At 44.8% G+C, this 13,820-nt stretch carries 13 protein-coding genes; 11 read left to right on the top strand and 2 right to left on the bottom strand.

The window, feature by feature from the left end; all coding sequences use genetic code 11:
* Positions 1–59 precede the first annotated feature (59 nt).
* Positions 60–836: a glycosyltransferase family 2 protein gene (locus F0364_RS23380; protein WP_153800244.1), complete on the top strand. Its 777-nt coding sequence runs from the start codon at positions 60–62 to the stop codon at positions 834–836.
* On the top strand, positions 826–1,854 hold the full coding sequence (locus F0364_RS23375; RefSeq protein WP_153800243.1) for a glycosyltransferase family 9 protein: 1,029 nt from the start codon (positions 826–828) through the stop codon (positions 1,852–1,854). The genes F0364_RS23380 and F0364_RS23375 overlap by 11 nt, the downstream gene beginning before the upstream one ends.
* Before the next feature lie 35 nt (positions 1,855–1,889).
* Here F0364_RS23375 and F0364_RS23370 read toward each other — a convergent pair whose 3' ends face one another.
* Positions 1,890–2,759 (bottom strand): glycosyltransferase family protein, encoded by an 870-nt coding sequence (locus F0364_RS23370; RefSeq protein ID WP_153800242.1) that lies wholly within the window; start codon positions 2,757–2,759, stop codon positions 1,890–1,892.
* 110 nt (positions 2,760–2,869) lie between these two features.
* On the opposite strand from F0364_RS23370, the gene F0364_RS23365 reads away from it, so the two are divergent.
* The 9 genes from F0364_RS23365 (at position 2,870) to pyrH (ending at position 11,550) form a co-directional block, all read left to right on the top strand.
* Positions 2,870–3,505, top strand: a complete 636-nt coding sequence (locus tag F0364_RS23365) for an LON peptidase substrate-binding domain-containing protein (RefSeq protein ID WP_153800241.1) — start codon at positions 2,870–2,872, stop codon at positions 3,503–3,505.
* Positions 3,506–3,889: 384 nt separating this feature from the next.
* Positions 3,890–4,612: a type III pantothenate kinase gene (locus tag F0364_RS23360; RefSeq protein ID WP_153800240.1), complete on the top strand. Its 723-nt coding sequence runs from the start codon at positions 3,890–3,892 to the stop codon at positions 4,610–4,612.
* Complete coding sequence (bamG, locus tag F0364_RS23355) at positions 4,590–5,957, top strand: BamG family beta-barrel-assembly machinery protein (RefSeq protein ID WP_153800239.1); 1,368 nt, start codon at positions 4,590–4,592, stop codon at positions 5,955–5,957. The genes F0364_RS23360 and bamG overlap by 23 nt, the downstream gene beginning before the upstream one ends.
* Entirely contained in the window at positions 5,950–6,525 is a 576-nt protein-coding gene (gene lptC, locus F0364_RS23350) for an LPS export ABC transporter periplasmic protein LptC (protein ID WP_153800238.1), read from the top strand. Before bamG ends, lptC begins: the two co-directional genes overlap by 8 nt.
* 285 nt (positions 6,526–6,810) lie before the next feature.
* Positions 6,811–8,067, top strand: coding sequence for a hemolysin family protein (locus F0364_RS23345; protein ID WP_153800237.1), 1,257 nt, complete (start codon positions 6,811–6,813; stop codon positions 8,065–8,067).
* A 276-nt stretch (positions 8,068–8,343) separates the two neighbouring features.
* Positions 8,344–9,192, top strand: coding sequence for a twin-arginine translocase subunit TatC (tatC, locus tag F0364_RS23340; RefSeq protein ID WP_153800236.1), 849 nt, complete (start codon positions 8,344–8,346; stop codon positions 9,190–9,192).
* Positions 9,193–9,229: 37 nt separating this feature from the next.
* Positions 9,230–9,688 carry a ribose 5-phosphate isomerase B gene (gene rpiB, locus F0364_RS23335; RefSeq protein WP_153800235.1) on the top strand — a complete coding sequence of 153 codons (459 nt, stop codon included), beginning with the start codon at positions 9,230–9,232 and terminating at the stop codon, positions 9,686–9,688.
* 327 nt (positions 9,689–10,015) lie between these two features.
* On the top strand, positions 10,016–10,750 hold the full coding sequence (locus F0364_RS23330) for a DUF2490 domain-containing protein (RefSeq protein WP_153800234.1): 735 nt from the start codon (positions 10,016–10,018) through the stop codon (positions 10,748–10,750).
* Positions 10,751–10,830: 80 nt separating this feature from the next.
* Positions 10,831–11,550, top strand: coding sequence for a UMP kinase (gene pyrH / locus F0364_RS23325; protein ID WP_153800233.1), 720 nt, complete (start codon positions 10,831–10,833; stop codon positions 11,548–11,550).
* Between the two features lie 164 nt (positions 11,551–11,714).
* Here the strand turns inward: pyrH and F0364_RS23320 are convergent, their stop codons facing one another.
* A complete protein-coding gene (locus tag F0364_RS23320) occupies positions 11,715–13,196 on the bottom strand; it encodes an NAD(P)H-hydrate dehydratase (RefSeq protein WP_153800232.1) in 1,482 nt (493 codons plus the stop codon).
* Positions 13,197–13,820 lie beyond the last annotated feature (624 nt).

Here is a 13,820-nt window from a genome sequence, read left to right as displayed (position 1 = left end):
GGCTGTTTTACCATCCCGCGTTTGTTTTGCGGTAGGGGGTAAATGGTTAAGTATCTCCCATGCTAAAGCTAAGCGTAGTTATCATAACGTTTAACGAAGAAAAAAATATTGGCCGTTGCGTACAATCTGTAAAGAATGTAGCGGATGAAATAATCGTGCTGGACAGCTACTCAACCGATACTACCGCTGCCATAGCGGAAAGCCATGGCGCCAAAGTTTTTTACCAGGCATTTTTAGGGCATATAGCACAAAAAAACGCGGCTATAGCGAAAGCCTTGTACGGCTGGGTGTTATCGCTGGATGCGGATGAAGCGCTGTCTCCCCAACTTGAGCAGGAAATATTGCAGGTTAAAAAATCTGCTGCCTACAGCGTGTACAGGATGCCCCGTTTTACCAACTATTGCGGTAAATGGATAAGGCATTGTGGTTGGTACCCCGATAAAAAAATACGGCTGTTTGATAAAAGCAAAGGGGCATGGGTAGGCGAAAACCCGCATGATTACTGGCAGCCCTTTAACGCTGATGAGGAAACAGGTAACCTGGCCGGCGACATTTTGCATTACAGTTATTACACACTATCCGACCACATAAAACAAATTGAAAAATTTACGGAGATAGCCGCCCATGCCGCTGTGGCCAAAGGAAAGGATTGCAGCCTGCTTAAAATATGGCTGGGGCCTAAATGGAAATTCTTTAGCGATTACATTATCCGCAAAGGTTTTTTGGACGGATACGAAGGCTACCTTATTTGCAGGTATTCCGCCTGGGCCAGTTTTGCGAAGTACAGTAAAATAAGGCAGTACGCCAAACTGAAAAGAAACAACAGTGAACAGTAAACCACATCTCAGCAATATCATTATCAGCCGCACAGACAGTATTGGAGATGTGGTGTTAACGTTACCGGTGGCGCAGGTAATAAAGCAACATTTTCCCGGCATAACAATAGCCTTTCTCGGCAGGGCTTATACCAGGCCCGTTATAGATGCCTGCAGCCATGTGGATGAGTTTATAGATGTACGCGATTTTTTGCAGCAGGATGTTGTAATAGCAGGCAAAAAGCCGCAGGCAATACTGCATGTATTTCCCGAAAAACAGGTAGCGGCCAGGGCAAAGGCGCTGGATATAAAACTTCGCATAGGCACTACCAACCGGTTTTTTCACTGGGTAAGCTGCAACAAGCTGGTAGCATTAAGCAGGCGTAAATCTAACCTGCATGAAGCCCAACTTAACATGAAGCTGCTGGAAGGCATAGGAATCAATGTTGATATTCCCCTGGAAAAGTTTCCCGGGCTTTTTGGGCTAACTAATGTGCAGCCCCTGGAAGAAAAATTTGCCGCATTGCTGCATCCTGAAAAGTACAATCTTATTCTCCACCCAAAATCCCAGGGCAGCGCAAGAGAGTGGGGGCTGGATAATTTCGCAACCCTGGTAAATAGCCTGGATAGCGCTTTGTTTAAAATTTTTATTTCAGGAACGGATAAAGAAAGAGAGCTGCTAAACCACTTATTTAGCCAGGTGGGCAACAAGGTTACGGATATAACCGGCCTTATACCCTTAGGCCAGTTTATTTCTTTTATTAACCACAGCCATGGCCTTGTAGCCAACAGCACGGGCCCCCTGCATATTGCAGCGGCATTGGGTAAAGACGCGTTGGGCATATACCCGCCCATGCGCCCCATACACCCCGGCCGTTGGGCGCCATTGGGGCAAAATGCTAAGGTATTTGTGCTGGATAAATTTTGCAGCGATTGCAGCAACAATGCTATGCCCTGCCATTGTATTGCCACTGTACCACCAGCCTGGCTGCACAAAGAATTGCAGGCAAGGGCAGAAAAGCTGTTGCAGCTAAAATAGGGAGCTCAACAACAAAAAACTGTTTAAAGAAAGCTCTAAATTTTGCGGTAGTTCCTGAAATCGAACAACCGTATGCCGGTGAGCTTTTCAAAAATGTAGAGTAACTTATTTTTCAGGGAAAACTTCTTTTTAGACACATCCAGTTGCAGGTTCCAGTTTTTTGTGGCAATGCGTTGCTGCATAACAGCCGGGTGGGTGCCGGTAAACTTTTGAAGGCTGTCGAACTGCGTAAAATCAAATACATCGTTAGATGCCAGCCATCCCGCTATCTCTTCATCAGAATGCCAATACACGCTGCTGTTCTTTTGTTTCTTTATCATTTGTTCCGGGCTTTTTACCCAGCCATAGTGATAAATGCAGGCATCTATAGATTTTACGGCAATTTTATTGTTGTTAATGCGAAAACCCTGTGCGTCTTTATAAGACTGTATGCGCTTATCGTTTCGGATGATGCGCACTTCATGGCTGTACCATTTACGGCTATCGCCCACATAATCGTAAGTGCCAAAAAAGTGAAGATATTTAAACAGCAGGCCCTGTACACGGGTATCGTGTTCGTATGCCCTGCACCCGTCCAGTATTGCCTGGTGATATTTTTCATGCACCACTTCATCACTTTGAATGTAAAAAGCCCAGGTGCTCTCAGGGTCAACCAGGTTAAAAGCCTTGTCTGTTTCTACAGCAAGTACGGCGCCGCCTTTTCTTAAAGCAGGGTCCCAAACGGAATGGTGAATCTTTATTTTATCGCTCTTAATGCTTCTTATAAGGGCTTCGGTATCATCGCTGCAGTCACCCACCAGTACAATCATTTCATCTACCACCGGCAGTATGGATGTAATGGCTTCCACAACCGGGTAATCGTTGGCAACCGCGTTCTTAATAATGGTAAAGCCACTTATTTTCATGCCTTATGGTAATGGTATTTGCACAAAGAAAGGAAACCGCTTCGATTTTATATTGTAATTAAGAAAAACAAATGCTGAAAAATTTAATTTGCATTACTTAGCAGGTGCGTATGATAAATTTTATTCCCATATTTCCGCTCAATATTGTTGTTTACCCAGGCGAGCAGTTAAACCTGCACATTTTTGAAGAGCGTTACAAACAACTGGTTAACGAGTGTTACAAAGACAATAAGCTCTTTGGCATCCCTTCTGTTATTGATAACAAGGTTGCCGATATGGGCACGCTGGTACGTGTAACCGAAATAGTGGAGGTATATGAAGACGGCAGGATGGACATACGTACAGAGGGGCTGCGCATTTTTAATATCCTTGAGATTATTAAAAGCATACCCGATAAATTGTACAGCGGCGCCATTGTTAACTATCCTGATACGGTTGACACAAAAAACCTAAGGATGATGCGCCGCATCATGATGTCAATAAGAGAACTGCATAAGCTGCTAAAGGTTACCAAAGATTTTAAAAAGCCGGATGATGAGTTGGTAAGTTACGATGTGGCACACCATGCCGGCCTGTCGTTGCAGGAAGAATATGAACTGCTTGGCCTTTTGCTGGAAGACCAACGCCTGGAGTACCTAAAACGCCACCTGAACAAGGTAATACCCATTATTGGCGGCATAGACAACCTTAAAGAAAAAATTCAGCTAAACGGCCATTTTAAGGAGCTTAAAGGGTTTAACTTGTAGCTATGCACAGTAATTATCATCATCCCGTATAATTCATATTTATTTGGTTCCCGCCTGTGGTATTTTATGGCATCGCCTGTTGTGTCACTCACTTGTACGGCTGGTTTTTCATGGCATCTTTTTAGCCCGGATAGGGTAGCCAAACCAATAATTATAAACCAGCAATTATCAAATAACAGGGCATGGAATAAGCAAAGTTGTTGCACTATGTTGAGTAGTGCTAAAGGTGTACAAGTGAGCAATCCTGCGTGTCAACGCAGCAGGATTGGAAACAACCTTCCTGCTTGAGATAGTAGTAATCCTGCTAAGTACATAAAAAATTGTTCAATAAAATTTTCCGTACAAACCCAACATCACTCCCTAATTTAGCGGCTTTACCATTGTATGCAAACCACCCTCTGCTTCGATTTTGGAAATACACGCCTTAAATGTGCCGTTTTTAACGATGCGCTGCTGAAAGATGTAATAGTGCTGAACGATGACTCTGTAAGCAGTGTTCAGCAAGTGCTGAATGAGTACAAACCTTACAAGACCTTGCTTTCATCGGTTATTAAGCATAATCCTGAAATTGAAACGCTGCTGGCTGCAAACAGTGCATTTCACAAGCTTGGCCATCTTAGCAAGCTGCCCGTTACCACACCGGTGGGCAAACCTGAAACCATTGGCGCAGACAGGCTGGCACTGGTTACAGCCGCTGTGCACCTGCACCCTAAAAAGCACAACCTGGTAATCGGGCTTGGCTCCTGCATTACATACAACTTCGTTAATAAATTTCATGAATTCCTGGGTGGTAGCATTTCGCCGGGGCTGGAAATGCGCTTTAAAGCCATGCACGATCATACCGCCCTGTTGCCGCTGGTCAAGCCAGACTGGAACTTTCCGCTGGTAGGTTACGATACACGCACCAACATGTTAAGCGGCGTAATATTGGGGATAAGCAAGGAAATTGACGGAATTATAGAGGAATATGAGGAAAGGTACAGTGATTTTAACGTGCTTTTAACCGGAGGTGATATGCCCTTTTTTGTGCCGCATCTCAAAAAGAAGATATTTGCAGACCCTTATTTAATCTATAAAGGTTTGTATGCTATCAGCGAGTTCAATTAATAAACATAGTGCTCTTTTTGTTCTTACACTGTTTGTTTTTTCTAATCTTCTGGCCCAGGAAAACTCCCCATATTCCCGTTACGGTATAGGCGAAGAATATGCTAACCAGCATGTTGCAACAAAATCATACGGCGGAATAACTACCACTTATGCGGATGGACAAGCCATCAACGTTTCTAACCCGGCTTCTTATGGCAGCATAGCATTGGTTACCTACGATTTAGGTTTTGCCATAGACCGCCGTACGCTTCGGCTGGCCAACCCGGTTGATAAATACACCTCCACCAACTTTATTCCCAATTACGTAATACTGGGCATACCGCTAAGCCGGGGAAAAGGCTGGGGTATGGCATTGGGCTTCAGGCCTGTTACAAGGGTAAACTATAGCATTGTAGATACTACACAGCCACCCATTGGCGGCACAACACGGTTACAAACTTTGTACGAAGGCAACGGCGGCATGAATGAATTTTTCTGGGGGTTGGGCAAAAGGTTCAAAAATTCACTGAGCATTGGCTTTAATGTGGGGGTTGATTTTGGGCGCAAGCAAACCAATACACGCACCGCTCCCGTAGACAGTGTTTACTTCTACAAAGGCAACCGTGCCACCACCACTACTTACCGTGGCCTCTTTTTAAACGGCGGCCTTCAATACGATATCAAGCTGAAAAAGAAAGAAGATAAAATAAAAAACACCACCTCTACGCTGTTAATGCGTGTCGGCGCTTTTGGAACGTTGGGCAATACGCTGAATGCGGAAACCGACGTGCTTACAGAAACCTTTGAATACGATCAAAGCGGTGGTGTAAGAACCATTGATACCATAGAGTACCAGCAGGCGGAAGATGGCAAAATAAAATTGCCGCAAACGGTGCGTGGCGGCCTTTCGTTCATTAAAAAGATATCAGACGGTTTTAGCACTTATGATAAATGGAGCGTAGCTGTTGAATACAATAAAGCCCAGTGGAGCGATTACCGCTTTTATGGCGCTAAAGACGAGTTGATCAATAACCACATGTTCCGCACCGGCGCTTCGCTTACGCCCAACAATCCTTTTTCAGACAAAAGCATGTTTGCACGTTCTACCTATCGTGTTGGCTTTTACACCGGCAAAGATTTTATCAATGCCGATGGTAATGAGTTAAAAGTGTTTGCATTTACAGCAGGCTTTGGCTTTAATATCCGCAAAAGAAGATCCTTCGATAACCAGTTTACGCTCATCAATACTTCGTTTGAATGGGGCAAGCGTGGCAGTAACGTTAATAATATAACAGAAAGCTTTTTCAGGTTTTCCGTTGGGTTATCTTTGAGCGATGTTTGGTTCATCAAGCGCAAATATGAATAACAGGTTTTTACGACAACTATATTTTGCGGCAGCTTTTATTACAGGCTGCCTTTTTTTATGCGCCTGCGAAAACGATATTAAAGACGTTCATGCGCTTGGCAAGAAAAAGCCTGGTATTGATGAAGTGTACAATATGGTAAGCTACCTTAGCGAAGTGGGCCGTGTAAAAGCCAAACTTACAGCCCCTCTTATGCTGCGTTACCAGGATACACCCCGTTTTACCTTTCCCAAAACCCTGCACGTTGATTTTTACGACAGCACCCTTAAAGTAGAAAGCCAGCTTTTTGCCAAATACGGCCAATACCTCGACAACCAGGATAAAGTGTATTTAAAAGACAGTGTTGTAGTATTTAATGTAAAAGGCGACACCCTGTTTTGCGATGACCTTTGGTGGGATAAAAGCAAGGAGAGTTTTTCCACAGATAAAAAGGTTTCCATTCATAAACCTTTTGGCGAAACAACCAACGGTATTGGCCTTACGGCAAAACAGGATTTCAGCAAATGGACCATTTTTAAAATTCAACCTAACACTTTCTTCAACTACGCCGATAGCGGGCTTACGGAATAACAATATTATTTTCAGGGGGTGCCCCCAAGCTATCGCAAGGGGTCGGGCTTTCCGCTCCTATTCCGCCACAAAGCCACCGCGCAACACCTTCAGCGGGGGGACTGCGTCCGCAACCATCGTCAAAGCAACGTTTAGTTGCTTTGACGATGGTTGTGCTTCAATCCCTCACCCAAAGTGTAACAGGCTCATTTTTTTGAAGGCAGGTTGCTGTGCCAATACAAAAACAGTAAGCATTAAACCTTCGACAACCATATTTGGCAAACCGGTAAAACACTATATTTGGGTATGAACGACATGTACACCTTAATACTGCTGGTGATAACACTGCTGTTTATCGGCTTCTTTGGCGGGCTGGAAATAGCGTTTATCAGCGCCAATAAACTGGGTATAGAACTTCGCAAAAAACAAGGAAAAAAAAGCGGCATATTGCTTTCTCATTTTATGGAAGAGCCTGCCAAATTCCTGGGCACCTGCCTCATTGGGTTTAACGCCTTCCTGGTAATTTTTGCCCTGTTGTTCAGCAGGCTAAGCAATACATTATGGTCGTACTTAAATTTCGGCGGCGGCTCTTATCTGCAACTGTTACTCAATACTCTCGTATCCGCATTTGTTGTGCTCATTTTCGGGGAGTTTTTGCCTAAAGCCATTTTCAGGGCTAAGAATGATGCATTGCTTAATTTTTTTGCACCGGTAATCAATTTCTTTCATAGTTTTTTTTACTGGATAGCTGTAGTTTTTGTAAACATCAGCCAGTGGATACTCAAAAACCTGTTTAATGTACGGGTAAAGGATAAAGACGCTTTTTCAAGTATTGACCTGCAACATTTTTTGCAGCAGATAGAGCAGCAGGATGAGAGTAATGACGAGCTGAACAACGATTTATATAAAAACGCACTTTCGTTGCCTGCTGTCAAAATTCGCCAGTGCCTTGTGCCACGTACAGAAATTGAAGCGGTGGAAATAAACACAAGTATCGCAGAAGTAAAAAAGCATTTTATTGATACCAAGCTCAGTAAAATAGTAGTGTATAAAGAGAATATTGATAATATACAAGGCTACGTTCACCAGCTTGACCTGTTTAAAAAGCCAGCCAGCCTGGAAGCGGTTTTACTGCCCATACCCGCCGTTCCTGAAAGCATGAGCGCTATGGACCTCATCACCAAGTTTTCCAAAGAAGGTAAAAGTGTAGCCTGGGTGGTGGATGAATTTGGCGGTACCGCCGGTATTGTAACCATGGAAGATGTACTGGAAGAGATTTTTGGGGAAATAAAGGATGAATACGATACAGAAGAGTTTGTAGAAAAGCAGATTGCCGAAAACGAGTTTATTTTTTCCGGCCGGCTGGAGTTGGATTACCTGAAAGGCAAGTACGATTTTGAGTTCCCGGAAAATGAATCAGAAACACTCTCTGGCTATATTATCAATGCCCACGAAACCATACCACGGTTAAAGGAAAGAATTATTATTGAGCGTTACGAATTTGATGTGCTGAATGTAAGCGATACCCGCATTGAAATGGTTAAGATGAAGGTGCTGAGATAAAGCCAGCCTGTTTTTTGATTACAGGCTGCCGTAGCGGTACTCTGCCACCAAATTTCCTGTAGGCAAGAAACCTGTCAGCCTCGTTTTATTTGCCTTCTGCCTGTGATGGTTGATTGTTCTAACCGGCTGATTACAATTACTTTCCACATTAAAAGCCAAACATTTACTACTACCAATTTGCCAATCACCTTACCCCCCTTACAATTCACCATCTTTTTAGCGATTGAATATTCCATACAGTTAACTTTGCCTGCCTGATTAAGGGGTATAAACGTAATGGCAAAATCATTTTTAGGCAGAAGAAGTGGCGAAAAACAGGAGATGGCGTTTGTTGACCATCTTGAAGAACTTCGCTGGCATATTATCCGTTCGGTTATCGTAATACTGGTGATGGCCGTTATTATTTTCATCAACATCCGCTGGGTATATGAAAATATAATCGCAGGGCCCATCAACCCGAGTTTTGTTAGCTATAAAGCACTCTGCGACTTTAGCCATTGGTTGCATATTGGTGATGCGCTTTGTATGCCGCCGGTAAAGGTGATATTGCAAACCACCGTTGTTGGCGGGCAGTTTCTCAGTGCTATTTCCATATCTTTCATTGGAGCATTCATTGCCGCTTTTCCGTATGTTTTCTGGGAGTTCTGGCGATTTGTGAAACCAGCATTGAAACCTAAGGAAGTAAAGAATACGAGGTTTATTATTTTTTGGGTATCATTTTTCTTTTTTTTAGGTGCGGCTTTCGGTTATTTTATACTTGGCCCCTTTACTTTTAATTTTCTTACAAGTTTTAAACTGGGCTTTATGGTTGAAACTAAACCTACCATAAATGACTACCTGGATAATCTTACCAATATTGTACTGGGTTGTGGCCTTGCCTTTGAACTTCCTGTATTGTCATTCGCACTTACCCGTATAGGCATAATTACCCCCGGCCTGCTTAAGCGTTCCCGCAAATTTGCTATTGTTGTGATATTGATTGTGGCTGCCGTAATAACACCCAGCCCAGACTGGATGAGCCAGCTAATTGTATTTATCCCACTGTTCCTTTTATACCAGTTGAGCGTTCTCATATCCTCACGTGTATACAAGAAAATGGAGAAAGAAAGCGAAGAGTGGAGCTAAGAAAACAACGGCAAATAAAGTTTTAAAATACAATATCATGAGCACATCCGTTTTTGACATTAGCAAACCAATAGCCATAGGTTGCGACCATGCCGGGTTTGATTACAAAGAGCCTATTAAAAACTGGCTTCGCGAAAAAGGCTGGCAGGTAACCGATTTTGGAACGGATTCTGCGGACTCTGTTGATTATCCTGACTTTGCCCACCCCGTAGCTACCGCTGTTGAAACAGGTGTGGCATCTTTCGGTATTTTACTTTGCGGCAGTGCCAATGGTGTGGCCATAACGGCCAACAAACACCAGGGCATTAGTGCCGGGCTTGTGTGGCACAATGAGGTAGCCAAACTGGTACGCCTGCACAACAATGCCAATGTTATTTGCCTGCCTGCCAGGTTTATTTCCGTTGAAGAAGCGTTGCAATTTGTGGAAACTTTTATTACAACTGCGTTTGAAGGCGGCCGCCATGCAAGAAGGGTTGGCAAGATGGCCTGCATGTAAGTATGGCCCCGAAAGGAAGCGGGACAATGTTATTAAATTAAGCTGTCAGCCTGAGCCTGTCGAAGGCGGCGTTGGCGAAAACGCAGCTTGCATACTCCGGTTTCGCCCCGGAATTTCTGGACTCAACCTGACATTCGTTTCTTAACTTAATTACATTGGGAAGCGGGATGCGGGTTTAGTTGCTGCGCAAAGCTTTGCAGTACAAGAGTGCGACGCAACGATGCCTCATTCATATTCTTAGCCGGGCCCATAATAAAAAAAGGGCAAAGCCCGCCGTAAGGCAAGGAAATAAAAACGAATCATTCATCCAGATACTTTATTAAGCGTATGAAGAAATTGATTTTTGCTGTTTGCCTGTTCTTTTCCGTTTGCGGTTTTGCGCAAAGCAGGATAAGCGAACACAACAGTATTGGCTGGTACGCTTTTTTTGTTTCCCCACGTATTACTGACAAACTTAGCGGGCATATAGAGTACCAGTGGCGGCGTGAAGATTTTATCAGCAATTGGCAGCAAAGCCTGTCACGCATTGGGCTTACCTACAAAATTAATAGCCAGGTAAGCGTGCAGGCTGGTTATGGCTGGATTGTTACCTATCCCTACGGCAAATATTCCCTTGCTGCTGTACCCAAAGATTTTCCTGAACACCGCATTTACGAACAGTTACAGGTAACCACACCGGTTGGCAAAACAACACTGAGCCACCGTTTGCGGCTTGAGCAACGCTGGCTGGGCCGCCTTAACAGCATACAAAGCGAAAAGCCGGATAGCTGGATTTTTTTAAACCGTTTTCGGTATATGCCCCGGCTGGATGTTCCGCTGAACGACAAGCTGTATACCGCGCTATACGATGAAATTTTTATAGGCTTTGGTAAGAATGTTGGCGAGAATGTATTTGACCAAAACCGTGTGGCCTTGTTGCTTGGCTATAGGTTTAGCAAGGCGGTAAGGGCCGAAGCCGGCTTTCTAAACCAAACGGTGCAGCTTGCCCGGGAAATTGATAACAAGAACGTGTTTCAATACAACAATGGCTTTATAATTAACACATACATCAACATAAATTAAATGCTTGGCGGTTAAAAAATTTTAAGGTTATTTGCACCGCTAACCAGTTAATTAATAAAACTCTTAATTGCGCAAAAATTATGCAGCCTAAGTACAAGCGTATTCTGTTAAAACTTTCCGGAGAGGCTTTAAGTGGTAATAAAAGCGGTGGCTTTGACCCCTTTAACCCCGCCGTTATTGAGCAATACGCCAATGATATTAAACTGGTTACTGACCAGGGCATACAGGTTGCAATAGTGATAGGCGGCGGCAATATTTACCGTGGCATGAATGAAAGTGAGAGCGGTATTGAGCGGGCCCACGGTGATTATATGGGCATGCTGGCTACCATGATTAATGGCATGGCCATGCAGGCCATGCTGGAAAAAATTGGCGTATTTACCAGGTTGCAAAGCGCTATTAAGATGGAACAAATTGCAGAGCCCTACATACGCCGGCGAGCCATGCGCCACCTTGAAAAAGGCCGTGTGGTAATTTTTGGAGCAGGCACCGGTAACCCTTATTTTACCACTGATACCGCCGGCTCGCTAAGGGCTATCGAAATAAAAGCAGATGTAATTCTTAAAGGCACCCGTGTAGATGGTATTTACACCGCCGACCCTGAGAAAGACCCCACCGCCACACGTTACGATAAAATCAGCTTCCAGGAATGCATCAGCAAAGGATTGAAAGTGATGGATATGACCGCCTTTACACTGTGCATGGAAAACAAACTGCCTATCATTGTGTTTGACATGAACAAACCCGGCAACCTGCTAAAACTGGTTGAAGGAGAAGCAGTGGGTACGCTGGTTAGTTAGATGCAGGGAAAATGTGGGATGTAAGGTTGTGTTTAAGTAAAACTTACAAAGTATGAAATACTTTATCTCCGGAAGGGGTAACACGTTGTATGTATAATGTTCCCAGCCTGTATTTTCGGCCGTGGGCTTTTTATCTCTCTATTCATATCTTTCACTAGCGCTTTTTACAACCTGCACGCTTTAAAAGCCTTTCCCATATTATCAATTATATCGCCGGGCAGCAGGCTTTCTTCGCTTTGGTTTTCCAGGGCAATATCCGCCGCCAGGCCGTGCAGGTACACAGCCGTCAGGGCAGCATGCAAAGGTGGGTACTGCTGGGCCAGCAAAGCTGTAATAATGCCGGTTAGCACATCGCCGGAGCCCCCGGTAGCCATGCCCGGGTTGCCGGTAGTATTAAACCATCCTTTACCATCGCAGGCCACCAGACTGTACCTTCCTTTAAGCACAATAATTAAAGAAGATTCCTTACTGTATTGTATGGCCTTGTTAATCCTGTCAAAATCACTGGCGCTCTCGCCAAAAAGCCTGTCAAATTCTTTGGGGTGAGGCGTCAGTATAGAACGTATGGGCATTTCCGGCAGCAAACGGTTATTGCCGGCCATTATATTCAGCGCATCCGCGTCAGCAACAATGGGTTTTGTATAAGCGCTTAGTAACCTGGTAAGCAGGGTTGCTGCATCGGTTTTTGTGCCCAGCCCCGGCCCTATGCCAATAGCGTTGTATTTGTTCCAGTCAATGGGTTCTGTTCTTGTTACGGCCATCGCCTCCGGCAGGTTGCCATGCAGTATGGGCAGGCTGCTTTCCGGCAGGCTGCAGGTTAGCAGGCCGGCGCCGCTGCGCAGGCATGCCCTGGCAGCAAGCAAAGCGGCGCCAATTTTACCGGTATTGCCTGCCAGCAGCAAGGCATGCCCGTAAGTGCCTTTATGAGAAAAGTTTTTGCGTACAGGCACCAGCCGGTTAATCAAACTATGTGTAGTTAGCTGCAGGCTTGTTTCAACAACTTGTAAAAAGCCGGGGTGCAGGCCAATATCCAATACGGCAACCTCACCAAAAAAGGCAGCATTTTCAGCTACTAAAAAGCAAAGCTTTAACGATTGAAAGGTGAGTGTTGCCGATGCTTTTACAATGCTGTTGCCCAGGGAGCTTTTGTGGGTAAACATGCCGCTGGGCACATCAATGGCAATAACGGTTGCACGGCAGTTATTAATATGCTCTACCAGTTCGGCGCTTAAATCCTGTAAAGGCCTGTTGAGGCCAGACCCGAACAAAGCATCAAGCACCAAACAGCCTTCATCCAGCTCAGGGAAAAACTCAGAAGATTGTATAAAGTAAATTTCCCTGGTCAGCTCATGCATTCGGCTAAGGTTGGCCTGAAAATCTTCCGTTCCTTTTGCTCCAAATTCAAGAATATACAGCACGGGGTTAAAGCCCTCGTTGATTAGCTGCCTGGCAATAGCCAGCCCATCACCGCCATTATTGCCCTTGCCGCAAAATATTTTGATGGAGCGGTATTCTGCAGGCTGCTGGATAATCCAGTCAGTGCAGCGCCGGGCAGCCCTTTCCATCAGGTCAAGCGATGTAATAGGTTCATGTTCTATAGTGTACGCATCCCACTGGTGTATTTGCTGGGCATTCAGAATTTTCATACCGGTATTTATAGCTGTGATAATTGTGTGGCTTGGCTACTTAAAGTTAGGGTAGTTTATGGTATGTTGGCGGCGCACGGCATTACATAGATGAGGGCCATACATTTTTTTGTACAGCATTTTTATGGTACCGGCTGCAGTATTCCATAGCATCGCCTGTTGCGTCGCAATCCGTTCATCGGCTGGTTCATTGGGCGGCTTTTCAGACCCGGGTAGGGTTGTAGTGTCTGCCACCTTAGGTGCCAGACACGTCAACAACAAGAGGCTTTTTAATTATCAGGGAGGTAATAGGCTCTAGTGTCTGCCACCCTAAGGGTGCCAGACACGTTGCCCACAGCAGGTTTAATCATCAGGACGGTCACGCCCAATATGTGCACCCATACAACAGGCACAACGCTGAATACTCTTTACCAATCCTGCATCCCGTGTTTTACAAAGCCCCATCGGGGCGATATGTTAGAAGAAAGGGAGAGCAGCGCACATACCTGGGCAATAACTGTTTTCTTAGCAGGCCCCTGCACAACATGCCGCCCCGATGGAGTTTTGCAACCGGGGCCGGCACTGCTGCAGTGTCTGCCAGCTTTGTTACAGTACACGTTAGCCATTCAGGGTATAGAACTGCTC

Origin of the sequence: Foetidibacter luteolus, from assembly GCF_009650435.1 — a bacterium.
Lineage (GTDB): Bacteria > Bacteroidota > Bacteroidia > Chitinophagales > Chitinophagaceae > Foetidibacter > Foetidibacter luteolus.
This window is presented reverse-complemented; position numbering and strand designations above follow the sequence as displayed.

Coding starts and splice junctions, on each gene's coding strand:
- F0364_RS23330 (WP_153800234.1), top strand. CDS start 10,016: ATGAAGAAATTGATTTTTGCTGTTTGCCTGTTCTTTTCCGTTTGCGGT.
- lptC (WP_153800238.1), top strand. CDS start 5,950: ATGAATAACAGGTTTTTACGACAACTATATTTTGCGGCAGCTTTTATT.
- F0364_RS23380 (WP_153800244.1), top strand. CDS start 60: ATGCTAAAGCTAAGCGTAGTTATCATAACGTTTAACGAAGAAAAAAAT.
- F0364_RS23365 (WP_153800241.1), top strand. CDS start 2,870: ATGATAAATTTTATTCCCATATTTCCGCTCAATATTGTTGTTTACCCA.
- tatC (WP_153800236.1), top strand. CDS start 8,344: ATGGCAAAATCATTTTTAGGCAGAAGAAGTGGCGAAAAACAGGAGATG.
- rpiB (WP_153800235.1), top strand. CDS start 9,230: ATGAGCACATCCGTTTTTGACATTAGCAAACCAATAGCCATAGGTTGC.
- pyrH (WP_153800233.1), top strand. CDS start 10,831: ATGCAGCCTAAGTACAAGCGTATTCTGTTAAAACTTTCCGGAGAGGCT.
- F0364_RS23345 (WP_153800237.1), top strand. CDS start 6,811: ATGAACGACATGTACACCTTAATACTGCTGGTGATAACACTGCTGTTT.
- F0364_RS23370 (WP_153800242.1), bottom strand. CDS start 2,759: ATGAAAATAAGTGGCTTTACCATTATTAAGAACGCGGTTGCCAACGAT.
- F0364_RS23360 (WP_153800240.1), top strand. CDS start 3,890: ATGCAAACCACCCTCTGCTTCGATTTTGGAAATACACGCCTTAAATGT.
- F0364_RS23320 (WP_153800232.1), bottom strand. CDS start 13,196: ATGAAAATTCTGAATGCCCAGCAAATACACCAGTGGGATGCGTACACT.
- bamG (WP_153800239.1), top strand. CDS start 4,590: ATGCTATCAGCGAGTTCAATTAATAAACATAGTGCTCTTTTTGTTCTT.